Source organism: Arthrobacter globiformis, assembly GCF_030818015.1.
Lineage (GTDB): Bacteria > Actinomycetota > Actinomycetes > Actinomycetales > Micrococcaceae > Arthrobacter > Arthrobacter globiformis_C.
In genome coordinates, this window is sequence record NZ_JAUSZX010000001.1 from 4,809,440 (window position 1) to 4,833,694 (window position 24,255).

The 24,255-nt window shown below is 66.9% G+C and carries 22 protein-coding genes and 1 pseudogene; 13 read left to right on the forward strand and 10 right to left on the reverse strand.

Features of this window, described 5'->3' with window-relative positions; translation table 11 throughout:
- Window positions 1-137: 137 nt before the first annotated feature.
- The 6 genes from cycA to QFZ23_RS22485 all read left to right on the forward strand — a co-directional run bounded on the left by cycA (window position 138) and on the right by QFZ23_RS22485 (window position 6,430).
- The gene (gene cycA, locus QFZ23_RS22460; RefSeq protein WP_306926378.1) at window positions 138-1,631 is read left to right on the forward strand and encodes a D-serine/D-alanine/glycine transporter; all 1,494 of its coding nucleotides are present in this window, start codon (window positions 138-140) and stop codon (window positions 1,629-1,631) included.
- A 242-nt stretch (window positions 1,632-1,873) separates the two neighbouring features.
- Window positions 1,874-2,221 carry a molybdopterin oxidoreductase gene (locus tag QFZ23_RS22465; protein ID WP_190604760.1) on the forward strand — a complete coding sequence of 116 codons (348 nt, stop codon included), beginning with the start codon at window positions 1,874-1,876 and terminating at the stop codon, window positions 2,219-2,221.
- Window positions 2,221-4,734, forward strand: coding sequence for a nitrite reductase large subunit NirB (nirB, locus tag QFZ23_RS22470; RefSeq protein WP_306926380.1), 2,514 nt, complete (start codon window positions 2,221-2,223; stop codon window positions 4,732-4,734). Before QFZ23_RS22465 ends, nirB begins: the two co-directional genes overlap by 1 nt.
- Window positions 4,731-5,090 carry a Rieske (2Fe-2S) protein gene (locus tag QFZ23_RS22475; protein WP_306926382.1) on the forward strand — a complete coding sequence of 120 codons (360 nt, stop codon included), beginning with the start codon at window positions 4,731-4,733 and terminating at the stop codon, window positions 5,088-5,090. The genes nirB and QFZ23_RS22475 overlap by 4 nt, the downstream gene beginning before the upstream one ends.
- A gap of 43 nt (window positions 5,091-5,133) precedes the next feature.
- Window positions 5,134-5,820, forward strand: coding sequence for an SAM-dependent methyltransferase (locus tag QFZ23_RS22480; protein WP_306926384.1), 687 nt, complete (start codon window positions 5,134-5,136; stop codon window positions 5,818-5,820).
- A 13-nt stretch (window positions 5,821-5,833) separates the two neighbouring features.
- Window positions 5,834-6,430, forward strand: coding sequence for a dihydrofolate reductase family protein (locus tag QFZ23_RS22485; protein WP_306926386.1), 597 nt, complete (start codon window positions 5,834-5,836; stop codon window positions 6,428-6,430).
- A 2-nt stretch (window positions 6,431-6,432) separates the two neighbouring features.
- Here QFZ23_RS22485 and QFZ23_RS22490 read toward each other — a convergent pair.
- Window positions 6,433-7,853 (reverse strand): annotated as a pseudogene (locus QFZ23_RS22490) (MFS transporter).
- 2 nt (window positions 7,854-7,855) lie between these two features.
- A complete protein-coding gene (locus tag QFZ23_RS22495; protein ID WP_306926388.1) occupies window positions 7,856-8,911 on the reverse strand; it encodes an Lrp/AsnC family transcriptional regulator in 1,056 nt (351 codons plus the stop codon).
- Between the two features lie 118 nt (window positions 8,912-9,029).
- On the opposite strand from QFZ23_RS22495, the gene QFZ23_RS22500 reads away from it, so the two are divergent.
- Window positions 9,030-10,274, forward strand: a complete 1,245-nt coding sequence (locus tag QFZ23_RS22500; RefSeq protein WP_306926390.1) for a M20 metallopeptidase family protein — start codon at window positions 9,030-9,032, stop codon at window positions 10,272-10,274.
- A 24-nt stretch (window positions 10,275-10,298) separates the two neighbouring features.
- On the forward strand, window positions 10,299-11,588 hold the full coding sequence (locus QFZ23_RS22505; RefSeq protein WP_306926391.1) for an MFS transporter: 1,290 nt from the start codon (window positions 10,299-10,301) through the stop codon (window positions 11,586-11,588).
- A gap of 74 nt (window positions 11,589-11,662) precedes the next feature.
- On the opposite strand, the gene QFZ23_RS22510 is transcribed toward QFZ23_RS22505, so the two are convergent.
- Window positions 11,663-12,961, reverse strand: a complete 1,299-nt coding sequence (locus QFZ23_RS22510; protein WP_373427953.1) for an MFS transporter — start codon at window positions 12,959-12,961, stop codon at window positions 11,663-11,665.
- Between the two features lie 192 nt (window positions 12,962-13,153).
- Between QFZ23_RS22510 and QFZ23_RS22515 the strand changes: the two genes are divergently transcribed.
- The 3 genes from QFZ23_RS22515 (at window position 13,154) to QFZ23_RS22525 (ending at window position 15,605) form a co-directional block, all read left to right on the forward strand.
- A complete protein-coding gene (locus tag QFZ23_RS22515; protein WP_306926393.1) occupies window positions 13,154-13,573 on the forward strand; it encodes a hypothetical protein in 420 nt (139 codons plus the stop codon).
- A 96-nt stretch (window positions 13,574-13,669) separates the two neighbouring features.
- A complete protein-coding gene (trmB, locus tag QFZ23_RS22520; protein ID WP_306926394.1) occupies window positions 13,670-14,602 on the forward strand; it encodes a tRNA (guanosine(46)-N7)-methyltransferase TrmB in 933 nt (310 codons plus the stop codon).
- A 196-nt stretch (window positions 14,603-14,798) separates the two neighbouring features.
- Complete coding sequence (locus QFZ23_RS22525) at window positions 14,799-15,605, forward strand: DUF1206 domain-containing protein (protein WP_306926975.1); 807 nt, start codon at window positions 14,799-14,801, stop codon at window positions 15,603-15,605.
- A gap of 15 nt (window positions 15,606-15,620) precedes the next feature.
- Here the strand turns inward: QFZ23_RS22525 and QFZ23_RS22530 are convergent, their stop codons facing one another.
- Together QFZ23_RS22530 and QFZ23_RS22535 are read right to left on the reverse strand one after the other, a co-directional pair.
- Window positions 15,621-16,304, reverse strand: a complete 684-nt coding sequence (locus QFZ23_RS22530; RefSeq protein ID WP_306926395.1) for a zf-HC2 domain-containing protein — start codon at window positions 16,302-16,304, stop codon at window positions 15,621-15,623.
- A complete protein-coding gene (locus tag QFZ23_RS22535) occupies window positions 16,301-16,801 on the reverse strand; it encodes a sigma-70 family RNA polymerase sigma factor (RefSeq protein ID WP_306926396.1) in 501 nt (166 codons plus the stop codon). Before QFZ23_RS22535 ends, QFZ23_RS22530 begins: the two co-directional genes overlap by 4 nt.
- A 192-nt stretch (window positions 16,802-16,993) precedes the next feature.
- Between QFZ23_RS22535 and QFZ23_RS22540 the strand changes: the two genes are divergently transcribed.
- On the forward strand, window positions 16,994-17,515 hold the full coding sequence (locus QFZ23_RS22540; RefSeq protein WP_306926397.1) for a COG4315 family predicted lipoprotein: 522 nt from the start codon (window positions 16,994-16,996) through the stop codon (window positions 17,513-17,515).
- A gap of 57 nt (window positions 17,516-17,572) precedes the next feature.
- Window positions 17,573-18,166 (forward strand): DUF5655 domain-containing protein, encoded by a 594-nt coding sequence (locus tag QFZ23_RS22545; RefSeq protein ID WP_306926398.1) that lies wholly within the window; start codon window positions 17,573-17,575, stop codon window positions 18,164-18,166.
- 30 nt (window positions 18,167-18,196) lie between these two features.
- Here the strand turns inward: QFZ23_RS22545 and QFZ23_RS22550 are convergent, their stop codons facing one another.
- The 5 genes from QFZ23_RS22550 to QFZ23_RS22570 all read right to left on the reverse strand — a co-directional run bounded on the left by QFZ23_RS22550 (window position 18,197) and on the right by QFZ23_RS22570 (window position 24,151).
- Window positions 18,197-19,720 carry a glycoside hydrolase family 32 protein gene (locus QFZ23_RS22550; protein WP_306926399.1) on the reverse strand — a complete coding sequence of 508 codons (1,524 nt, stop codon included), beginning with the start codon at window positions 19,718-19,720 and terminating at the stop codon, window positions 18,197-18,199.
- Window positions 19,721-19,752: 32 nt separating this feature from the next.
- On the reverse strand, window positions 19,753-20,631 hold the full coding sequence (locus tag QFZ23_RS22555) for a carbohydrate ABC transporter permease (RefSeq protein ID WP_306926401.1): 879 nt from the start codon (window positions 20,629-20,631) through the stop codon (window positions 19,753-19,755).
- Between the two features lies 1 nt (window position 20,632).
- Window positions 20,633-21,592, reverse strand: coding sequence for a carbohydrate ABC transporter permease (locus QFZ23_RS22560; RefSeq protein ID WP_306926403.1), 960 nt, complete (start codon window positions 21,590-21,592; stop codon window positions 20,633-20,635).
- 85 nt (window positions 21,593-21,677) lie between these two features.
- Complete coding sequence (locus tag QFZ23_RS22565) at window positions 21,678-22,973, reverse strand: sugar ABC transporter substrate-binding protein (protein WP_306926405.1); 1,296 nt, start codon at window positions 22,971-22,973, stop codon at window positions 21,678-21,680.
- Window positions 22,974-23,128: 155 nt separating this feature from the next.
- Window positions 23,129-24,151 (reverse strand): LacI family DNA-binding transcriptional regulator, encoded by a 1,023-nt coding sequence (locus QFZ23_RS22570; RefSeq protein WP_306926406.1) that lies wholly within the window; start codon window positions 24,149-24,151, stop codon window positions 23,129-23,131.
- Between the last annotated feature and the right edge of the window lie 104 nt (window positions 24,152-24,255).

Sequence of the window (24,255 nt, forward strand, 5' to 3'; positions counted from 1 at the left end):
CACTTGCCGCGTTCCGCCGCTCATAGTCTTAACACCATCCCAATTGTTAGTTCCGTCACATATCCGGCGGACCGACGCGGCCGGCACGGCAACCTCCTGCATGTGCCGGCACCTGTGACAAGGAAGAAGAAGACTTGATGTCTGAACGCACCACCAGCATTTCCGTTCAACCCTCCACAGAACGTGCTGAACCCGACCAGAGCAGGGAACCGCACCTCGCCCGCGGACTCGGCAACCGCCACATCCAGCTTTTGGCCATCGGCGGCGCCATCGGCACCGGCCTGTTCATGGGCTCCGGCAAGACCATCTCCCTTGCCGGCCCGTCCGTCATCTTCGTGTACATGATCATCGGCTTCATGCTGTTCTTCGTCATGCGGGCCATGGGTGAGATCCTGCTCTCCAACCTGAACTACAAGTCCTTCAGCGACTTCGCCGGCGACATCCTGGGCCCCTGGGCAGGCTTCTTCACCGGCTGGTCCTACTGGTTCTTCTGGGTGGTGACGGGCGTGGCCGATATCGTGGCCATCGCCGGCTACGTGGACAAACTCGCTCCGGGCACGCCCCTCTGGGTCCCGGCACTGATCACGCCCGTGGTACTCATCCTGCTGAACCTCCCCACGGTCAAGGCCTTCGGCGAAGCGGAATTCTGGTTCGCCATCATCAAGGTGGTGGCTATCCTTGCCCTGATCGCCACGGGCGTCGTCATGATCGCCACCAACTTCACCTCGCCGAGCGGAGCGGTGGCCAACCTGGCGAACATGTGGAACGACGGCGGCATGTTCCCGCACGGGATGTTCGGCTTCATCCTCGGTTTCCAGATCGCCATCTTCGCCTTTGCCGGCATCGAACTCGTGGGCACGGCGGCCGCCGAAACCAAGGACCCGGAGAAGAACCTGCCCCGGGCCATCAACTCCATCCCCATCCGCGTCCTGCTCTTCTACGTCGGCGCCCTGGTGGTTATCATGGCCGTCAACCCGTGGCGGAGCATCGACGCCGCCAGCAGCCCGTTCATCGGCATGTTCACCCTCGCCGGCCTGGGGATCGCCGCCGTCGTGATCAACCTGGTGGTCCTGACCTCGGCCGCCTCCAGCGCCAACTCGGGCATCTACTCCACCTCGCGCATGGTCTACGGCCTGGCGCAGGACGGCAACGCTCCGAAGGCCTTCGGCAAGCTGAGCTCCCGCAAGGTTCCGCAGAACGCGCTGCTGTTCTCCTGCATCTTCCTGCTGGCCGGCCTGGTCCTGCTGTACGCGGGCGACTCCGTGATCGGCGCCTTCACCATCGTCACCTCCGTGGCATCGGTGCTGACCATGTTCGTCTGGTCGATGATCCTCATCAGCTACATCGTGTTCCGCCGCCGCCGGCCGGAACTCCACGAGGCGTCCGCCTTCAAGATGCCGGGCTCTGCCTTCATGCCCTACGTGGTCCTGGCGTTCTTCGTGTTCATGCTGGTGGCGCTGGCCCAGGCCGAGGACACCCGCCTCGCGCTGGTTGTGGCACCGGTGTGGTTCCTGCTGCTGGGCGCCGCCTGGTACTTCAACCGCCAGACGCCGCTGCAGCAGGCCCGGATCGAGGAATGGAAGGCCGAGGGCACCAGCGTCTCCGCTGCCACCGGCACCACCAAGGCCTAGATCCTTCCGCCCCGACAGATAGCATCCAGAGAACCGCGCTGCGGCCACCCCGGTGGTCCGCAGCGCGGTTTTGTTTTCCTTCTCCAGTTTTCTTCGGCAGGTACACGTCCGGAAGACGGTGAGGAAGGTGTTATGCGGAAATTACACAGGCCGCCGGGCGCTGTAACACGTGCGGCGAAGGATGGACTCATGCCGGGCTGATGCCAGTGGCCGCAGCGTTCCTCCGCCGAAAGGATCTGACCGTGATCTTGAAGAACATCTTCCTTCAGGGCATCTTCCCGTTCGACGGTGCCGGGCTCGAAAAAGCCGTGCCCATCCACAGCCAGCTCTCCCATTTCGTCCCGGACGGCGTTATCAACCAGACCCTGTATTTCCGCGGCGGCAACTCGTCCGGGGAGCTGATCACGGTGGTGCTGATGCGCGACGGCGTGCCCATGCGGTACTTCCCGATTGCGGCCAGGGGCGACGTCCACGTCCCGCTCCGCGTTGTGGAAGACATCGACGGCGGCTCGCTGATCGAGCTGAGGCTGCTGGCGGACACGGGGGTCAGTGGGTCTGTCGTGGTCGACATGGGCATGGTGGAGCACTGATGACGGCCCTCGCCAGCCGCTCCGGGCGGAGCACGCCGGCTGACACCCGCCGCCGGCTGGTGGTGATCGGTAACGGGATGGCCGGTGCCCGCGCCGTCGAGGAAATCCTGGCCCGCGGCGGCGCTGTCCAGCACAGGATCACCATGTTCGGCGACGAGCCCTACGGCAACTACAACCGGATCATGCTCAGCCATGTCCTGTCCGGGGAAGAGGACGCCGGCGGCATTTTCCTGAATTCGCTGGACTGGTACCGGGAGAATGACATCACGCTGCACGCGGGCGTCCGGGTCGAAAAGATCGACCGTTTCGCCAAGCTGGTCTTTTCCGACGACGGCCGCGCCACCCCGTACGACGTCCTGATCATCGCCACCGGCAGCCGCTCGTTCATGCCCGCCGTCGAAGGGCTGTACACGCCAGGCGGGCGGCTGCTGCCCGGAGTGTTCGCTTTCCGCACCATCGACGACACCCGGGGCATGGTGTCCTACGCCCAGGAGGACCACCACCGGCGCGCCGTCGTGATCGGGGGCGGACTGCTGGGGCTGGAAGCTGCACGGGGCCTGCAAAGCCACGGCATCGGCGTCGACGTCGTCCATTCCGGCGGGCACCTGATGAACGCCCAGATGGGGCCCGACGGCGGCGCGGTCCTGCGCCGGAGCGTCGAGGCGCTCGGGATCAGGGTCCACACGAGCAGCCGGACCACCGCCATCCTGGGCGGCGACAAGGTGCGCGGCGTCCAGCTGCGGGACGCGCCGGACATCGCATGCGACATGGTGGTGGTGGCCGCCGGAATCCGCCCCAATGTGGAGGTGGCCGTGACCAGCGGCCTGCCGGTGGAGCGGGCCATCGTGGTGGACGACCACATGCGTGTCCCGGACGAGGACGAGATCTACGCCGTTGGTGAGTGCGTCCAGCACCGCGGCGAGGTCTACGGGCTGGTGGCGCCGCTCTGGGAGCAGGCCGCAGTGCTGGCCGACCACGTCACCGGAGCCAATCCGAAGGCCACCTACCTGGGCTCCCGCACAGCCACGAAACTCAAGGTGGCGGGCGTCGACGTCGCTTCCATGGGGCTCCAGGCCCCGGAACGGGACACCGACGAGCACGTGGTGTTTTCCGAGCCCAGCAGGGGCGTGTTCAAGTCCATCGTGATCCGCGACAGCAAGATCGTGGGCGCAACGCTGCTCGGGGACAGCCGCAAGGTGGCCTACCTGACGCAGGCGTTCGACCGCGGGCTGCCGCTGCCTGAGGAACGGGTCTCGCTGCTGTTCGATCTCGGCGGACCCGGCGAGGAAGACGGTGTGGCCGAACTCGACGGCGATGCCCAGGTCTGCAACTGCAACGGCGTCAGCAAACAGGCGATCACTGACACAGTCAAGGGCGGCTGCACCACGCTGTCCGGCGTCATGGACGCCACCCGGGCCGGCAAGGGCTGCGGATCCTGCAAGCTGCTGGTCCGGCAGGTGGTGGAATGGGCCGCCGACGGTGCCGTGGATGAGGACCCGGCGGCCGCCTACTACGTTCCCGGCGTTCCTCTGGAGAAGGCCGCGCTGATGGCGGCGATCCGGGAGCAGGGCCTGCGGTCCGTGTCTGCCGTGTTCGCGGCGCTGGCTCCTGGAGGTGCGGAGGACGCGAAGTCGAAGATGGGGCTGGCGTCCCTGCTGAAGATGATGTGGGCCGGTGAGTACATCGACGAGCGTGATGCGCGGTTCGTCAACGACCGGGTCCACGCCAACATCCAGCGCGACGGCACCTTCTCGGTGGTACCGCAGATGAAAGGCGGGGTGACCTCCCCGGAGCAGCTCCGCCGGATCGCCGACGTCGCGGACAAATACAACATTCCCATGGTGAAGCTGACGGGTGGGCAGCGGATTGACCTGCTCGGGGTTCCCAAGGAGGACCTGCCGAAGGTCTGGGCGGACCTGGAGATGCCGTCAGGCTACGCGTACGGCAAGAGCTTCCGGACCGTCAAGACCTGCGTGGGGCAGGAGTTCTGCCGCTTCGGCACGGGTGATTCGACGAAGCTGGGAATCGAGATCGAGTCGCGGTTCCAGGGCATCGAATCGCCGGCGAAGCTGAAGCTCGCGGTGTCCGGCTGTCCGCGGAACTGCGCTGAATCGCTGGTCAAGGACGTGGGGGTAGTGGCGGTCGACGGCGGACGCTGGGAGATCTATGTCGGCGGTGCGGCGGGCGCCCACATCCGCAAGGGGGACCTGCTGGCCACCGTGGACGATCCCGAGACCGTGACGCTGCTGGCCGGGCGGTTCATGCAGTACTACCGGGAACGCGCCAACTGGCTTGAACGCACGTATGCCTTCGTGCCGCGCGTGGGGATCGAACACCTCCGTGCGGTCATCGTCGACGACGCCGAAGGTCTGGCTGCGCAGCTGGACGCCGCCATGCAGGAGTCGGTCGACGCCTACGTGGATCCGTGGAATGAAGGCAACGACCCCTTCACCCCCGGCCAGTTCCGCACTTCGCTCCCGCTCGAGGTGCTACCCCAGGTGCCGGTCCGATGAGCGCCGGTCTGCCCGGCGGTGGACTGGACGGCAGTGGGCTGTCCGGCGGTGGGCTGCACGTCCTCGGCCCCGTGGACCAGATCCCTGTGGGCGAGGGGCGGGCGTACGGCGTGGGCGGTGAACAGATCGCGGTGTTCCGCCTCCGGGACGGTTCCCTCCGCGCGGTGTCCGCCGTCTGCCCGCACAAGGGCGGCCCCATCGCCGACGGCACCATCGACGGCTCCGTGGTGATGTGCCCGCTGCACCAGCACGCGTTTGAGCTGCAGACCGGCTGCTCGACCACCGGAACCGGGCCCCTGCGCAGCTATCCGGTGTTCGCGGACGAATCGCAAAACGTGGTTGTCCTGCTTCCCTGACGCGTTCTGGTTGGACCCCGGATTCTGTGGCAGGGTATGTCCCATGGACCACGAGGGGAACGGCGGCGCCGCGCGCCATTGGGATGAGATGTACCGGAGCCGGCCACGCGTGTGGAGCGGCCGGCCCAACCCGCAGCTGGTGGCCGAAGCAGCCGGGCTGGAGCCCGGGACCGCCCTGGACCTGGGCTGCGGAGAGGGTGCCGATGCCCTGTGGCTCGCCGAGCAGGGCTGGACGGTGACAGCGGTGGACGTCTCCGCCGTCGCGCTGGAACGGGCCGAACAGCACGCCGCGGCCTCAGCAGCCGGGAACCGCATCACGTGGCTGCAGCGCGACCTTGATGCGTGGGCGCCGGAGGAGCAGTTCGATCTCGTGTCCGCCCAGTTCCTGCACTCCACCGCGGCTCCGTGGCAGCGGCCGCACCGGGTGGCCGCAGGTGCAGTGCGCCCGGGCGGGACGCTGCTGATTGTCGGCCACCACCCCGACGGCCTGCCGCCCTGGCGGAGCCAGGCGGACGAAGACAGCCACTCGCACGGGGGCGACGGCCGCGCGAATTCGGAGATGTTCTTCACGGCGGAGCAGGCCGCGGCCGAACTCGGCATCGCACCGCCCGGGTGGCGCGTGGATGTTGCAGCGAGCCGGGAACGGGAGGCCACTGGCCCGGACGGGCAGTCGGCCGTGCTCGCCGACGCCGTCCTGCGAGCCACCCGAATCACCACGGACGCCGCCTGAGAGGAGCGCACGGATGGCCAGGTTGGTCGCCGAGATGACGATGTCCCTGGACGGCTTCATCGCCCTCCCCGACGACTCCGTCAATGGCCTGTTCGACTGGTACAACAACGGCCCGGTGGAGGTTTCCACGGCCAGACCGGACATGACCTGGCACGTAACCGAAGCCAGCGCCGTGCACCTGCGGCGCACCATGTCCACGGCCGGCGCCATGCTGGTGGGCCGCCGGATCTTCGACCTGACGGACGGCTGGGGCGGCCAGCACCCCATCGACTGCCCCATCGTTGTCCTCAGCCATTCCGTCCCGGATGGCTGGCCCCGCGACGGCATCCCGTACACGTTCGTCACCACCGGGTTCTCGGATGCGGTGAGAACTGCCACCGCGCTGGCCGGGGACAAGGACGTGGCCCTGGCCGGGCCGGACATCATCCGGCAGGCGATCGACGCCGGACTGGTGGAGGAGATCCGGGTGAACCTGGCGCCGTGGATCCTCGGCCACGGCATCCGGTTCTTCGACAACCTAGCCGCGGCCCCGGTGAAATTGGAGCAGACAGCGGTGATCCAGGGCGACGCCGTGACCCACCTGTACTACAAGGTCCTCCCCCGCATCTGACGCTAGCGGGCGACGCGGTGGGCTATGGCGACCGCGGCTGCGGCGATCACCGCGGTCAGCGCGAAGACGCCGGCGAAGGAGGCCGCCGTCGTCGTAAACGCCGTGAACACGATCCCCGTGGCGGCGAGCGCGAGGGCGCCGCCGAGCGAGTCGGATATGGACATCGCCGAACTGTTGAAGCCCTCCGTGTCCGGCGTGGAAAGTGCCAGCGTCATCACGCTCAGCCGCGGATACATGAGTCCCATGCCGCCGCCGGCAAGGACCAGCCGGCAATTGCGACGGCGGCCGGCCAGCCAAGCGCGGTGGTCACCAGGGCCAGGGCGATCGCCAGCAGCACCATCACCGAGCCGACCCGCACGGCGACCGGGCTGCCCAGCCTCCCGCCCAGACGGCTCTGGACGCCCGACGCCGCCGCCCAGGCGAGGGCTCCGCCGGTCAGCGTGAGGCCGGCGAAGGTGGGTGAGAAGGCGTAGCGCTCCACGAGCAGGTACGGGAGGTATACCTCGGCACCGAAGAAGCCGGCCGCGACCAGTCCGCGGATGAGGATCACGCTGGGCAGGCCCCGCCGGGCTGTGAGGGTTCCCCGCGGCACCAGCGGCCTGACGGCCAGCAGTGCAATGACGACGGCGGCCCCCGCCAGGAGCGGTCCGGCCACCGGAAGCCCGGAGGACAGATTCAGGCCCAGTACCGCCAGCGCGGCCAAGGCCGCCCAGGCCAGCCGCCCCAGCGCCCAGGGCGCCGGGGCACCCGCCGGACCTGACGCGCTTCCACCGCCGGAACCGTTCCCGTTGGCGTTGCCGTTAGCGTTGCCGTTAGCGTTGCCGGACCTGACGCCGCGCAGGGCAGGAAACAGCATCGCCAGGGCAGGGAGCACCAGCACGACGACGCCCAGGAACACCCAGTGCCAGCTCGCCAGCTGGGCCACGAGCCCGGCGGCGAACGGCCCCACGAGCGACGGGATCACCCACGCGGCGGAGAAGGCGGCGAAGATCTTGGGGTGCAGGACGGCCGGATAGACCCGTGCCACCACCACGTACAGGGCCACCGTCATGGCGCCGCCGCCCAGCCCCTGCACCAGCCGGCCCGCCACCACCGCCCACATGGTGCCGGCTGTGCCTGCCACCAGCAGGCCCAGTGCGAAGACAGCCACGGAGGCGAGCAGCGGGCCGACGGGCCCGCGCCTGTCGGACCAGTTTCCGGCGCCCACCATGCCGATCACGCCGGTGGCCAGCGGGCCCGCGAAAGCGAGCGCGTACAGGCCGGCCCCGCCGAGTTCCCGGCTCACAACGGGCATGACGGTGGTGACGGCGAGGGACTCGAACGCGGCCAGGAACACCAGGGCACAGGCGCCCACCGTCACCAGCACGTAGGGGCGCTGGAGAATCCCAGAGCCCGGAGGAGCGGACACGGCAGATTCGCGCACGGTCAGCCCACCAACTCGGGGGCGCCGGTGGTCACGGCGACAACGTCACCGCTGGCCGTCGAATCGGGGTTGAGCATCCAGCCCACGCGCTTGACCGTCCTCAGCATGACCACGCTCTCCACCAGTTCGATGCCCGGGATGCCCTGCTGAAGGGCCAGCTCAGCGGTCATGACGTCGGCGAGCGACTGCAGCCACATGATGATGACGAAGTTGGTGCGCCCGGTGGTGGAAGCGCTCAACCGCACATTCCGGAAGCTGCGGAGCTCCTCGGCCGCCGCTTCATGCTGGCCGGGCGGGACGTTGGCGAACCAGTGGCAGGTCACCGGGAAGCCCGAATACCTCTGCGCAATCTCGCAGCGGAAGGAAAGGACGCCGCTGGCGAGCACCCTGTTCAGCTGGCGCTGCACGGTTGCCGGATGCCGGTCCAGCGCCCTGGCGATTTCCGCCGCGGTCGCCCGGCCGTCCTTCGACAGGAAGGGCAGGATCGCGAGGTGGCTGGCGGGCAGCGGCTCCCCCACCGCCGCGGAGGGCGCTGACCCTGCGGCCTCGGGTCCGGCGAGGGCCCTGAGCGCCTGGATCTGGCTGCGGTTGAGGACGTTGATGCGCCAGGCATAGGCGCCGGTGTGCAGCCGGGTGGCAAGGGAGGTCTGATATTTGACCAGTCCTTCAATGGCATGCAGCTTTGACGCCACAGCGGTGAAGTGCTGCAGGGAACCGGTGATGACCGTCAGCATCAGGTCCCGGTTGCTCGCCGCCTCCTCCACGGTGACGATCTCGGGCACCGCCGCCAGTGCCTGGGTGACCTCCGCCCGGCGGTGCAGCTCGCATTCGACGTCCACGAACGCGAGGCACATCTTCTGCGGATCCCCCATCGGGTGTGCCGTGACCCAGGCGGCGCCGGCGGCAGTGAGGCGCTCCCACCGCGCGGCCAGGGTGGTGGCGTGCACGCCCAGGACCTCCGCGGCGTCGGCCCAGCTCAGCCGCGGGGCGATCTGCAGGGCGTTGATCAGCGCGAGGTCCTCCTCCGTGACGTCCAGCGGCCTTCCTTTCCCTTCCATCCTGCACGAATCCTGCATATTGGCGCGGGCTTTTGCATTTTTCCAGCACTTCGGCCGAATGTGAAGCAGACCACTCCAGAATAGACCCACGGCACCGGACCACCAATGAGGAGAACACGTGCCGATTGCCGCAGACGCCCGCCAGATGCAGGAAGACCTTGCCCGGTTCCGCCACGACCTGCACCGGGAACCCGAAATCGGACTGCAGCTGCCGCGGACCCAGGAAAAGGTACTGAAGGCACTGGAGGGCCTGCCGTACGAAATCACCCTTGGCAAGGAGACGACGTCGGTCACCGCGGTCCTGCGCGGCGGCGATCCCAGTGGCACTGCACCCGCCGTCCTGCTGCGGGCGGATATGGACGGGCTTCCCGTCCAGGAGAAGACCGGCGTCGACTACACCTCCACCATCGACGGCGCGATGCACGCGTGCGGCCATGACCTCCACACCTCCATGCTCACCGGCGCGGCCACCCTCCTCGCCGAGCGTCGGCACCGGCTGGCGGGCGACGTCGTCCTGATGTTCCAGCCCGGCGAGGAAGGCTGCGACGGCGCCAGCTACATGATCCGCGAAGGCGTCCTGGACGCCCCCGGCAGGCGCGTGGACGCGGCCTACGGCATGCACGTGTTCTCCTCCCTCGAGCCGCACGGAACGTTCTGCACCAAGCCCGGCGTGATGCTCAGCGCCTCCGACGGCCTGGTGGTCACCGTGCTCGGCGCCGGCGGCCACGGCTCCGCCCCGCATTCGGCCAAGGATCCCGTGACGGCCGCAGCCGAAATGGTCACGGCCCTGCAGGTGATGGTCACGCGCCAGTTCAACATGTTCGATCCCGTAGTCCTCTCCGTCGGGGTGCTCCACGCAGGCACCAAGCGCAATGTCATCCCGGAAACGGCCCGCATCGAGGCCACCATCCGCACGTTCTCCGACGAGAACCGGCAGCGGATGATGGACGCCGTGCCGCGGCTGCTCAAGGGCATCGCGGCGGCGCACGGCCTCGACGTCGATGTGGACTACCAGCAGGAATACCCCCTCACCATCACCGACCTGGACGAGACGCACACGGCGGAAAAAGTCATCACTGAACTGTTCGGCGACTCGCGGCTCTCGCGGTGGGCCACCCCGCTCAGCGGCTCCGAGGACTTCTCCCGGGTCCTGGCCGAGGTGCCCGGCACGTTTGTCGGGCTGAGCGCCGTCCCCCGGGACGCGGACCACGCCACCTCCCCGTTCAACCACTCGCCGTACGCAACGTTCGACGACGGCGTGCTGGCTGACGGTGCCGCGCTCTACGCGGAACTCGCCATTAGCCGCCTGGATGCCCTGGCCGCCGCCGGCGCCCGGGTCCCCGCTTCCGTTCCGGCTCTCTAGCCCGCCCATTCCAGGGAGACAACCATGACCGCCATCATCAACGCCCAGCGCCAGGGCAGGACCTCGACCCGCAAGACCATCATCGGCACCGGCATCGGAAACGCCGTCGAATGGTACGACTGGGCCATCTACGCCACCTTCACCCCGTTCATCGCCAGCCAGCTGTTCAGCAAGTCAGATCCCGCCTCAGCCGTGCTGTCCACGCTGGCGATCTTCGCCGTCGGCTTCGTTGCCCGTCCTTTCGGCGGTTTCCTGTTCGGCTGGATCGGTGACCGGGTGGGCCGCAAGGCGTCCATGACGCTCGCCGTCGGCCTGGCGTCGCTGGGCAGCCTCATGATCGGCATCGCCCCCACGTTCGCCAGCGTCGGGGCCTTCGCATCGCTGATGCTGCTGGTGGCCCGGCTGGTCCAGGGCCTGGCACACGGCGGCGAACTGCCGTCGTCGCAGACCTATCTCTCCGAAATGGCCCCCAGGGAACACCGCGGATTCTGGGCCACGCTGATCTACACCTCCGGGACAGTCGGGATCCTGTTTGGGACCCTGCTGGGCGCGGTGCTGAACATGGCACTGACTACTGAGGTCATGAACGCCTGGGGCTGGCGCATCCCGTTCCTGATCGGAGCCGCGATGGGCCTGTACGCACTGATCATGCGGTCCCGGCTGCACGAGACGGACGTCTTCGAGGGCGAGACTGCCACGGAGAAGCGCGCCCCGCTCTGGCCGCAGATCGTCCGATACCGCAAGCAGGCCCTGCAGGTGATCGGCCTGACCGTGGGCCTCACCGTCATCTACTACATCTGGGGCGTCGTGGCTCCCAGCTACGCGACCACCGCCCTGAAGATCGACCGCGGCGAGGCCCTCTGGGCCGGCGTCATCGGCAACGTCGTCTTCATTGCCGCGCTTCCGGTCTGGGGCAAGCTGTCCGACCGGATCGGACGCAAGAAGGTGCTGTGGGCCGGCGCGATCGGCTCCGCCGTGATGCACTTCCCGATGACGTGGCTGCTGAAGGATTCCGCCTGGCAGCTGGCCGTGAGCATGTCCGTGATGCTCATCTTCATCGCCGCGAGCGCCGCCATCGTTCCGGCCGTGTACGCCGAGCTGTTCCCCACAAGCATCCGCACGGTGGGCGTGGGCGTGCCGTACTCCATCTGCGTGGCAGTGTTCGGCGGCACGGCCCCCTACCTGCAGCAGTGGCTAGGCACCACGGTCCACATGCCGAACCTGTTCAACGTCTACGCGGTGGTTCTGCTGGCCGTCAGCGTGGCGTTCATCTTCACCATCCCTGAGACCAAGGGCAAGGACCTGGCGCACTAGCCCATCCCAACCAGATAGCAGCAGAGGGCGTTCTGAACGATGAGAACGCCCTCTGCTGCTAGTTATATGGGCTGCTAGTCGCCGATGAACCTGTCCCGCCCTGCCCGGTAGCCAAACACCGCGGCCAGCGTTCCCACCGCCAGGAAGAGGAGCCCCGCCGCAGCAAACGAGCCGGTGCCCTGGTGCAGCTGACCCACCAGCAGCGTGCCGGTGGAGCCGAGCCCGTAGCCCACCCCCTGCATCATGCCGGAGAGGTGGGCTGCGGTGTGCCCGTCGCGTGTGCGGAGCATGATCATCGTCAGGGCGACGGCGGTGAGGCTTCCCTGGCCCAGCCCCAGCAGGCCCGTCCACACCCAGACCAGCTCGAGCGGGCCGAAGATGCTCAGTGCAAAGCCGCCGCCGGTCATGAGCGCCACCACGGTGTTGATCGCCCGCTGGTCGCGGAATCGGGCTGCGAGTGCCGGAGCGAACAGCGAGCCCAGCATCTGCAACACAATGGACGCCGACACAATCAGCCCGGCCGTTCCGCCGTCCACTCCGCGCTCGCGCAGGATCGGTGCGAGCCAGGCGAAGACGCTGAAGGACATCATCGCTTGCAGCACCATGAAGATCGTGACCTGCCAGGCCACCGCCGAGCGCCACACATTCACGCCCTCGTGCACCGCCGTCTGCTGCCCGTGCCGCTGCCGTAAGGCCACCGGCAGGAAGAGCAGAAGCACGACGGCGGCCGGTGCCGCCCAGAACCACAGCGCCCAAGTCCACCGTCCGGTAGCGCTGAAAACGGGGTAGGTGAAGCCGGCACCCAGGGCGGCCGACGCGCAGATGGCCGTGGTGTACAGGCCGCCCATCAGGCCGAGCCGGTGCGGGAAATCCCGCTTCACCAGCCCGGGCAACAACACGTTGCACAGCGCAATGGCGGCCCCGCATGCAGCCGTCCCGGCGAACAGCGCCGGCAGATGCCCGGCGCCCGGGACCCCGGCGGGCCGCAGGAGTAGGCCGGCCGTGAGGACCGCCATCGCTCCGAGCAGGACCCGTTCCGCGCCGAACCGGCGGGCTAGGACCGGGGCCAGCGGCGCAAACGCACCGAGCAGGGTGACCGGCACCGTGGTCAGCACCACCACCGCCCAGCCAGGCAGGCCGGCGTCGGACGTCACTTCGGGGAGTACCGCCGAAAAACTCGAGAACACAGTCCGCAGGTTCAGCCCGATCAGCACCAGGCACAGTCCCAGGTAGGCCAGGGCCCGGCGGCCGGTCACACGAGTGGGTTCAGCTGCGGGAACGTCGTCTGCCTCTGCGTCCACCAGGGTATTCGGATTGGCTGCGTTGCGTTGCGGCGGATTGCCGTCACGTTGGCCTGAGTTCTGGGCGTCGATCACCCGCCCATTGTTACAGGAGCCCAGTACGGGCCGGGGCGTCACCGAGCCACGACCCCGGGCGGGGTCTCCCCAGACGGGGTTATCCACATACGGGATCAGCACGGTATCCCGGGCGCCCGCGGCGCCAATAGTGTGGTCGGCACCTAGCGATCCAACGAGCCGGCCCGGCCGATTTTCACGAGGAGAACCATGAGCTTTCCGCAGGCACCGGAGTCCAGTGAGCCGCCGCCGCGGTACGGCCCGGCAGGCAAAGGCCCCGGCGGCCAAAGGCAGCGTGCGTCCGGCACGGGCGTGGCCAGCATCATCTGCGCCGTGGTGGTGATGCCCAGCATGATCATCACAGCCGTGCCGACGATGTTCGTCGCACTGTTCACCCGCCCAGATACCGGCAGTAACGGCAAGGAATGGATGGCAAACTTTGTCTTTCTTAGCCTGCCTGTGTTGCTCGGACTGCTCTCCATGATTTTTGGGCTCTTCGCCGTCAGTCGGTCACCACGCGGTTCCAACGGGTGGAGCGCTGGTGTTGCCGGCCTCATAGTGGTGCCAGTGGAGGCCGTCATCATATTTTTACCGGCGATTCAGCGCGGCCAATTTGATGTCTTCTATTGAGCGGTGGCCACCACCTGTGATTTCCGGGGGTCCACCACCGGCCCTGTAAAGCTTGGCCTGAAAGCCACGCCGTCCGGCTCCACTATTCTGGAATGGATGAGCGAAACTTCCGAAACCCCGCAGCCGCCGGCAAATCCGAACCAGCCCCGGCCGGTCACGCCGGGAAGCCAGGCCTCCTACGGAACCTACGGCGGACGGCCTGTCAGCTTCGTTCGGCGCGGAACCCGGCTGCAGGGGCGTCGCCAGGCGGCCTGGGAGGAGCACTCCGGCCGCTGGGCCATCGACGTGCCCCGCCACGTGGCCAACACGTCGGTCCACCCCGACTACTCGTTCGACGCCGAAGCCGAATTCGGACGCCAGGCACCGCTGATTGTTGAGATCGGCTCGGGCCTGGGAGAGGCCGTTTGCCACGCCGCGGAGGAAAACCCGGACAAGGACTTCCTCGCCGTGGAGGTCTACACTCCCGGCCTGGCTAACACCATGATCAAGATCAACAGCCGCGGCCTGACCAATGTGCGCGTGGTGGAGGCGAACGCCCCCGAGGTCCTCGCCACCATGCTGCCGCCCGGCTCGGTCAGCGAACTGTGGATCTTCTTCCCGGACCCCTGGCACAAGTCCCGGCACCACAAGCGCCGCCTGATCCAGCCCGAATTCGCGGAGCTCGCCGCAAGGGCGCTGAAGCCGGGCGGCCTGTGGCGAATCGCCACGGACTGGTCCAACTATGCCGTGCACGTCCGCGACGTCCTCGCCGGATCGGAGGCGTTCGAAAACCTTCACAACGGTGAGCGCAGCGGCCCCGAGAGTCCGCTCACCCACGTGTGGCAGACCGGCGTCGAGTCGCTGGTGGGGGGCGCGCCGGTGAAAGAGGGTCGGGCGCCCGTGAGCACAGAACACACCGGGCCCAACGAGGGCATCGACGAAAGAGGCGGCTGGGCCCCCCGCTTCGAGGGCCGCATCCGCACCAGCTTCGAGAACAAGGCCCACGAAGCCGGCCGGATGATTTTCGACCTCTGCTACCGCCGGGTTTAGCCGCGCCGGACCCCGGGTCCAGCCGCGCCAGCCCCAGGTTCCGGCGCTGCAGCGCCGCCCGGGTTCCGGTGCTGCAGCGCCGCCCGATCCGTGCCCGTCCGGGCCTCTGTTCCCCGGCCCCCCGCCGTGGCACGATAAGCGTGTGGCGGAGTGCCACAGCAGCTGCCGGCGCGAAGGGGCGATCATCAAACGAGAACTGAGAAGCGCAGCCGGCAAGGCCGAGGACGTCTCGAACTCGAAGCCCCTCGAAATGCTGGCACGCGGTGGATTTGCCGTTAGCGGTGTGCTCCACATCCTGGTCGGCCTTATTACCTTCGGGCTCGCCCGGGGCCGTGGCGGCCGCGCTGATGTGAGCGGCGCCGTTGCCGAACTTGCCAGCCAGCCGGCCGGGCCGGTGCTCCTGTGGTGCAGTTTCGCCGCTTGCGTGGCCCTCGCCCTGTGGCAGGCCGGTGATGCGATTTTCGACTTCGAACGGTTGCCCGCAAAGCACAAGGCCGGCAAGAAGCTGCAGGCCGCAGCACAGGCCGCCGTGTATGCCGGGCTGGCGTTCACGCTGGCCGCCTTCGCGCGCGGTGCCGGCAAGGACAACCGGGAATCAGCCAGCGATCTCACGGTCACTCTCATGAAGGCGCCGGGCGGCGTCTTGCTCTTGGTGCTGATCGGGGCAGCCGTGGCCGTCGTAGGGATCGTCTATGCGGTCCGCGGCTTCCAAAAGTCTTTTGAGAAGCACATCAACCTGCCGTCTTCCCCCCGCGGGCGCAAAGCCATTACCGGCCTTGGCGTGGCGGGTTATGTGGCCAAGGGCGTTGCCCTGTTTGTGACGGGCCTGCTGGTGGTCATCGCCACCGTCACCGTCCATCCCGAGCAGTCGACAGGTCTCGACGGCGGGCTCCGCGCCCTGCGCGAACAGCCCTACGGGGTGTACGTGCTGGCCGCGGTGGGCGCCGGGCTCATCTGCTACGGGGTCTTCATGGTGGTGCGGGCCCGGCTCGCCAGGATGTAAGTCCGCCGGGACGGTTCAGGTGCCCGGTACGGCAATGACGGCAATGGTCTGCTGCCGGTCGTTCCGCACCTCGACGCTGGCGATGCTCGTGTACTGCAGCGGGGTAGCGCTGGTGACCCGGACCCTTCCGCTCGGCGTCGCCATCCATGCACAGGCCCGATCCTCAACTCCGGCGCGGTCCTTCACCCACAGTGAAAGCCGTCCGTTCGGGGGCAGGCTCCGCCCGTCCACGGCAAGTTCGGTGCCCCAGGTTTTCTTGACCATTCCCACGGTGACCTGCATGCCACTGTTGGCCTTGACCGAGTAGCTCGCGTCGGGCTTGTCGGTGGGATCAAAGAGCGGCGCGGCCGCAAATCCCAGGCCCAGGCAGGCCGCCGCCACCACCCCCACCAGAGCCGCCACCCGCCGCCGGGAATTACGACGGCGGGCCGCCAGTTCGTCCAGAACGGGCTGGGGGACGGGGGCCATGTCGGGCGACGGGGCGTCCGATCCGGGCCGGCGGGCCGGCGGGACGGCGAGCGCCACGGCGTCCGGGACAGGCACGGCATCCAGCAGTCCCGGCAGGGATTCCAGGTCCGACAGTTCACTGCGGCACGAGCCGCAGTGCTTGAGGTGGTCCTCGAAGCGCAGCTTGTCCGCTTCATCAAGCCCTCCCAGCAGGTATGCCCCCAGCAACTCATGGACTTCCTTGCCGTTCACCGTTCCACACCCATTTCATCGAGTATTGTCCGCAGGGCCTTAACCGCGTAGAACGCCCTGGATTTCACCGTTCCGCTCGGAATGTTCAACTGCACCGCTGCCTCGCCTACCGTGAACCGCCGGTAGTGCAGTGCCACCAGCACATCACGGTGCTCCGAACTCAGCCGCAGCAGCGCTTCCTCCATCAGTACCTTGTTCAGAAGATCGTCAACTCGTCCGGTGGCCTCCTCCGGGTCCGCGATGTCACGGTCCTCGGCTTCCAGCGGCCGACGCTGGGCCTTCCGATAGTTGTCGATCATGATGTTCCGGGCAGTCCGGAAAAGGTAGCTGCGCATACTGCCCGTGACCTTGGGCGCCTGTTGCCAGACGCGAAGCACCGTTTCCTGGACGATGTCGTCGGCGAGGTGCGGGTCGCGGGAGGCGCTGAGTACAAACCGGCGGAGCGCCGTTCCGTGCTCGCGGTAGATCGCTGCAACCAAGTCCTCATCCAGCGGCATCTTCGGCCTCCCTGTAATGAGCCAATGAAGCCGTTCCGAGCGGGCCGGCCTTCCTGGCAAATACGACGTCGGCAGCCGGCGATAAGTTCAATTCCGGTCAGCCGAAGATCCTTTGAACCATTCTTCACCTTTGTGCGTCATTCCAGATAGCGCCGGTCTCTCAGTCTGCCGGCCCGAGCCAAGGAGCAGCACATGAAGAAGCAACTGAGCGTTGGCCTCGCAGTTATGGCCCTTGCCGCCTCACTGACGGCCTGTGGCGGCGGATCCGGCACAACGACCACTACTACGGCGGCGGCACCTGCCAGCGAGTCACCGGCGGCCACCGCCAGTGAGTCGGCGACAACGGGTGCCAGCGACAGTGCGGCGGTGGACCTCAAGACCGCGTCGTCCAGCAAGGGTGACATCGTGGTGGACGGCAAAGGCATGAGCGTCTACTACTTCACGAAGGACGTCAAGGACTCAGGCAAGAGCAACTGCACAGGCGACTGCCTCGTGAAGTGGCCGCCGGTGATTGCTGCCACGGACACCCCCAAGGTCGAGGGTGTAACGGGGACGGTCGGCACCATTGATACGCCCGACGGCAAGAAGCAGGTGACGGTCAACGGCATGCCCGTCTACCTGTGGGAGAAGGACAAGGCCCCCGGCGACATCACCGGCCAGGGCGTCGGCAATGTTTGGTACCTCGTGGCACCCGACGGGACCATGATCAAGTAAAGCCTGCAGGTTTGGGGCCGGCGCCTCTGCCGGAGGTGCCGGCACTACCATCGGAGCATGGCGAATCCACACAATCTGAAAGCAGCGGCCGGAACCTGGAAGTCCATGGTGGACAGCAACCAGGCACTGCTGCTGCGGAAGTCAGGGCATGACGTCCATTGGTGGGCGGAGCAGGGACGCGCCGCAGGAGTGACGAGCGACGCCCAGCTGCGCGAATGGATGGACGCCGAGCACGGAATCACGGGCTACGCCCGATACGCCGTGTCCTGGGAAATGTTCGGCTATCCCGAGTTCATGCTGCGGGACGCCGAAGAACTCCTTGATGGCCAGTACAGGGACCACCCGAACCTGCGGCCCATCGCCAACACCCTCCTGGCATGGGCCGCAGCCCATCCGGGCGTGGCTATCCAGATGCGCAAAGGCTACGTATCGCTGCACAGCAGCCGCCGGAAGTTCGCGCAGGTGACGCGGGCAAATAACACGGCAGTGGATGTGACTCTCCGCCTTGAGGCGCCTATTGGGGAGCGCCTCAAGGCGGTCAAGGTCCGCGAGGGCGATTTCTTCGACCGCAAGGTGCGGCTCACGTCGGAGGACCAGGTGGACCAGGAATTCCTGGACTTCCTCGAGACGGCGCTTGAGCACAACAGCTGACAGCTGACAGCGCCGCAGGGTTGGCAGGAGCTAGCCGGTGACGCTGAGGCTTACCAGGGCGGCACCGTCCCCTTCGGCCAGCAGTCCGACGGCGGTGCTGGACTCGGCGGGGAAGATCTGGTCCGTGAGGGTCACCAGCCCGTCCTGGGCGAAGACCTCCACGGAGCAGCGGTCCAGGAAGATCCTAAGCCGCAGCAGGCCGCTGCCGTCCAGGGAAACGGGCACCCGCTCCACGGACGGGAAGTCGGCATGGAACCCGACATTTCCGGACCCGGTGCGGTCCAGGCTGAGCTCGCCGGACAAGGCTGAGTAGGCCAGCACTGTCCGCTCCTGCACGCCGTCTGCCTCGCCGGCACGCAGCACCAGCCCGACTTTGCCCGCGGAACCGGGCCGGAATTCGGCATCGATGCGCAGCACATCCCCGGAACCCTCCGCGGGCAGCCACCGCACGCCGTCCGCCAGCTGTTCCGGACCCGCGGTGAACAGCTCCGTACCGGAAAACTCGAACGGGTCCACGGCCGCCTGGACGAGCACCGGTCGCCCGGCGCGGGTCTCCAGCCGGACCTCGCGGACCAGGGACATGGCACTGCGCCAGCCCTGCGACGGGGTGCTGGCCGCGTATTGCCAGTTGTTCATCCAGCCGATCATGAGGCGGCGCCCGTCGGGAGCGTTGCTGAACGAGACGGCGGCGTAGTAGTCCCGGCCCCAGTCGAGCCAGCCGTAGTCCGGCATCCGGCTGTCGTCGGTTTGCCTGCCCTCGGTGACAATGGTTTCGGAACGGAACGTCACGCCGTCGAACGTTCCCAGGAAGTACTGGCCCGCCGAGCCGCCGGCGATCCCGCCGGGGTTCAGGTTCACCACAAGGACCCACCGGGTGTTCCCGGCATCGCCGTCCACGGGCAGTTCGAACAGATCCGGGCATTCCCAGACCCCGCCCGTCGCGTTGGCCGGACCGAAGGTGCTCAGATACTCCCAGGACTTGAGGTCGGCGGACTTGTAGAGCACCACCTCATGCCGGACGGCCTCGACGGCGGCCATCACCCAGTAGCTGCCGGCGTCGCCGTCGTACCAGAAGACCTTGGGGTCGCGGAAGTCCGCAGACGCCCGGTCCAGCACGGGGTTCCCCGCATACTTGGTCCAGGTGGCGCCGTCGTCGGTGCTGTACGCGAGGGACTGTGCCTGCCGGCCCGCCAGCGGCGACGACGGGGAGTAGGCGCTGGTGTAGACCGCCACCAGCGGCGGCACTCCCCCGGCGCCGAAACCGCTCGTGTTCAGCGTGTCCACCACTGCCGACCCGGAGAAGATGGCCTCCTGCTCATCGCACGCGATTGCCACGGGTTGCTCGTCCCAGCTCCGCAGGTCCGCTGAGGTGGCGTGGCCCCAGGACATGTTGCCCCACACGTCACCGAACGGGTTGTGCTGGTAGAAAAGGTGGTAGACGCCGTTGGAGTACACCAGCCCGTTGGGGTCATTGAGCCAGTTGTGCTCGGCGACGAAGTGCCATTTGGGCCGGTAGCGGCAGTCGAGCACGGGCGTTGCATTCAGGGAAGTCATGGTTCGCTTTCGAACTAGAAAGTGGGGCTGGGTCAGCCTTTGACACCGCTGGAGGCGATGCTGTTGATGAAGGAGCGCTGGAACGCGATGAAGAGGATCACTACGGGAACCGTGATCAGCGAGGCGTAGGCCATGACTTCACCCCAGGAGACGTTCAGCTGGAAGAAGTACTGGATGCCGATCATCACCGGGCGAAGCTCCTCGGACTGGACCACCATGAGCGGCCACAGGTAGGAGTTCCAGGCGGGCAGGAAGGTCAGGATGGCCACGGTGGCCGTGGCAGGACCGGCGAGCGGCATGACCACCTGGCGGTAGATCTTGAACCAGCCGGCGCCGTCGATCCGGGCCGCCTCGTCCAGTTCCTTGGGAATGGACTCGAAGTACTGGTGGTACAGGTAGATGGAGAACGCGTTGGCGATGAACGGGATGATCTGCACCTGGTAGGTGTCCAGCCAGCCCTTCGAAATTTCCAGGCTGAAGCCGTTGACTTCGAAGTAGGGCAACTGGTTCACCCACCACACCAGCGGCAGGGCGAGAGTCTGGAACGGCACGATGAGGGTTGCCAGGATCGCCGTGAACACGACGCGCTTGCCCCGGACCTGCATGCGGGACAGCGCGAAGGCGCACAGGCTGTTGACGAAGATACCCAACACCACTGTCACGGCGGAGACACCGACGGAGTTGATGAGGAAGCGCGCGGCCGGGACCCTGTCGAAGACGGCTGTGTAGTTGTCCAGCGAGATGTTGCCAATGGGCAGGAAGGCCGCGACGGAGGACATGTCGCCGAAGATCTGCTGGTCCGGCTTGAGCGAGGACACGAGCATGAACACGATGGGGAAGGCGGCGACGGCCGCGAACAGGATGCGGACGGCCATGGCGCCGATGGAATTGAGGCGGAGCACGTTTTTCACGTCAGTCCTTCTCTCGGGTCAGGTAGCGCTGGACAGCGGAGACCAGCAGCACCAGGACGAAGAATACGAGCGAGATGGCGGAAGCGTAGGAGGTTTCCTGCTGCTTGAAGCCGGAGCGGACCGCCTCGTAGATGATGGTGGTGGTCGAGTCGAGCGGGCCGCCCTGCGTCATGACGCTCACCTGATCGAAGAGGCCGAGCGCCTGGATGGTGATGGTCACCAGGACCAGGGTCCGGGTGTGCTTCAGTCCCGGCCAGGTGACGTACCGGAACTGGTGCCAGCGGCTGGCTCCGTCCAGCTGCGCCGCCTCGTACAGCTCCCCGGAAATGCTCTGCAGCCCGGCCAACCAGATGATCATGTGGAAGCCGGCGGCCTGCCAGATGGACAGCGCGATGATGGCCGGCATGGCGGTGGCGGGATCGTTCAGCCAGTCCGCCCCCTGGATGAGGCCGAAGCTGAACGTTGACAGCAGCTCGTTGATCAGCCCGTCCTTGCGGTACATGAAGAGCCAGAGTAGCGACACCACCACCATGGACGTGACCACGGGGAGGAAGTAAACGGTGCGGAAGAAGTTCACGCCGCGGAACTTCTTGTTGATCAGCAGCGCCATGGCCAGTGCGAGGCCGGACTGCACCGGCACCACCACCACAGCGAAATAGCTGACGTTCAGGAGCGCCCGCCAGAATGTGGGGTCGGTGAAGAGCCGGGCAAAGTTGTCCATCCCGACGAACTCCACCGGCCGCGGAGAGATGAGGCGGGCGTTCGTGAAGGCAAGGCCGAAGCCAAGGATCGCCGGCAGGAACACGAAGGCGAGCAGGAGAACCGCTGCCGGCGCGATCATCCCCCAGCCGCTGAGCTGTTCGCGCAGGTGGCCCGGGCGCTTGCGGCGGGCTGCTGCCGGGGTGGTTTCGCCGGGCGCCGGAGCCGCCGGGCGGCGGGAGGGAAGCTGGGTGGTTGTCATGGGAGTCTCCGTTGACAGTCAGTGCCGGGCGGAGGACGACGGCGGCAGTTGCCGCCCGCCGTCGTCCTCCCGCTCCGGCGGCCGGCTAGTTCTTGTAGCCGCCGTTGGACTTGATATTGGCGTCGATCGCCTTGACCGCCTTGTCCAGGACGGTCTTGGCGTCCGCGCCGGCCAGGATGTCCTGGACCGCCTTGCCGTACTCGGTGGCGATGAACGGGTAGGCCGGTGTCTCCGGACGCATGACTGCGAACTCGCGGGAGAACTCCATGAAGATACGGTTGGCACCACCCTCGGCGAACGCGGGAATCAGGGCCGCGGCTTCATCAGTGGCGGGGATGCCTCCCGTTGCCTTGATGACGGCAGCCACGTTTTCCGGCTTCAGGGAATAGGACAGGTAGTCCATCGCGGCATCCGTATTGTTGCAGCCGCTGGTCACGCCCCACTGCCACGAGGCGCCGCCGATCTTCGGTCCGTTGCCGAGGTCCACGGAAGGCATAACGGCCAGGTCCTTGCCGAGTGCCTTGCGCGCCTTGTCCCCTGCCCAGGAACCGGTGTAGAGGATGCCGCTCTTGTTGTTCAGGAAGTCCTGGGTGGAATCTTTCCCGCTCTTCTTGGCCATGAAGCCCTGGTCGGCGAGGCCGCGGAACCACGCGGCCCATTCAACGGCCTTGTCCCCGTTGAGGGCCCCGTCGGCGGACTGGAATCCGTCGCGGTTGATGAGGTCGCCGCCGAAGGACTGCAGGAGAGGCGAGTAGGCGTAGGGCAGCCATTCGCCGACGCCGGCCGTGCCCATGTCCAAGGGGTATTGCCACTTGCCCAGGGCCTTGAGCTTGGTCAGCGCATCCTGGAACTCTTCCTTGGTCCATGGCTTCTCAATGGTGGCGACGCGGACGCCCGCCGCAGCGAGATCAGATTTGCGGGCAAACATGGACAAAGCGACGTCGCCGTGCCCAACTGCATAGGTCTCGCCCTGCCACTTGGCAACGGTGCTGGGGAGGTTCTTGGAAAGGTCCGCGGATAGCTTCAGTGGCGTCAGGTACTTGGCCCACGCCCAGTTGGGAACGTTGGGCCCGTCAATGTCCACGATGCAGGGAAGTTTCCCGGCTGACGCGGCCCCAACGACGGAATCGTTGTAGGACTCCTGCGGGAAAGCCTGCACCTTGATCTGCGCCTTCGCGCCGCTGCTCTTGTTATAGGAGTCCACGATCGACTGGGTCGCCGCCAGTTCCGCCGGGTTTCCGGCGGCGTGGGTCCACATGGTGATCTCTTTGGTGCCTTCGGTTGTGGCCGATGAGCTGCCCTTGCCGCAGGCAGCGAGGCTGCCCATGAGGGCCGCCGCGGCTATGCTGGTGGCCAGGATCCGTGTGAATCGCTTGTTCATGAAGGTCCAGTCTTTCTGCTGATTTTGCGCGTGGATGATTGGCCCTGGGTCCGGAAGGGGCGCGGCCGCTGCAACGGCTGCGTCCCTTTTTCAGGCGGACCCGGGGTTTGGGACGAACTGGTTGTATTGCTGGTGGTTGTTGTTTTGGAATGCGGTCAGCTCCTGGGCGGCCCTACGGAGCCCCGTTCGATCAGGGGACATGCGAGCCGCACCTGTTCCGGCGGCGTGCGCGGGTTGTCAATGTCGTCAAGAACGCGGTTGACCGCCCATCGCCCCATGTCGTAGTGCGGCAGGGCCACCGTGGTCAGGCCCGGCCATAGCGAGTCCGCAATCAGCTCCAGATTGTCGATGCCGACGATCGAAACATCCTCCGGGACGGTCAGTCCCAGAGCTGCGGCCGCCTGGTACGCGCCCATGGCCATCCTGTCGCTGAAGCAGAACAGGGCCGTTGGCCCGTCCGGCTGGCCGAGGAGAGCCAGAGCTGCCTCGCGGCCACCGGAGGTATCCGGCTTGGCGATGACGAGGTGCCGCGGATCGTGCTCGATGCCGTGGCGGCGCAGGGCATTGTGGAATCCTTCCAGCCGGCCGTGCGTTGCGGGAATGTCGTCCACGTTGTTGATCATTCCGATCCGCGTGTGGCCGCCCCGGATGAGCGCTTCCACGGCGGTTTCAGCGGCGTCGACCTCGTTCGGGACGATGGAGGAGACTGCAGGGTCCGCTGTGACGGCGTCCAAGAGCACGGTGGGGATCCCCGAGAGCGCCGGCGGCAGTTCGACTCCCTGGTGGTACAGCCGGGCGTACACCACGCCATCCACCTGGTGCTGCTGAAGCATGGTGATTTCGCGGTGTTCGAGCTCGCTGTCCAGGCCCGAGTTCACGACCATGACCACGTAGCCCCGTTCGTAGGCCGCGTCCTGCGCTCCGCGGATCATGGCCCCGGCGAAGGGCGTGGTGGTGATCTCGTCGCTGACGAGGCCGAGGATCTGGGAGCGCTGGTTGCGCAGCCCGCTGGCGAGCCGGTTGGGAGCGTAGCCAAGGTTCCTGGCCACGTCCCGAACGTGCTGCTGGGTTTCCGCTTTGACCCGTGAGCTGGTGGCGTCGTTGAGTGCGTGGGACACAGTGGTCACTGAGACTCCGGCGGCCTTGGCCACTTCGCGTATCCCTACTCGCGTCGTCATCGACTTCCTTTGCAAAACGTTTTGGTTCGGTGTGAACGAGAGTACACAAAACGTTTTGCATGTGTCAAGCGTCACTCTCCCCACCCGCCCCCTTGGACATGGGT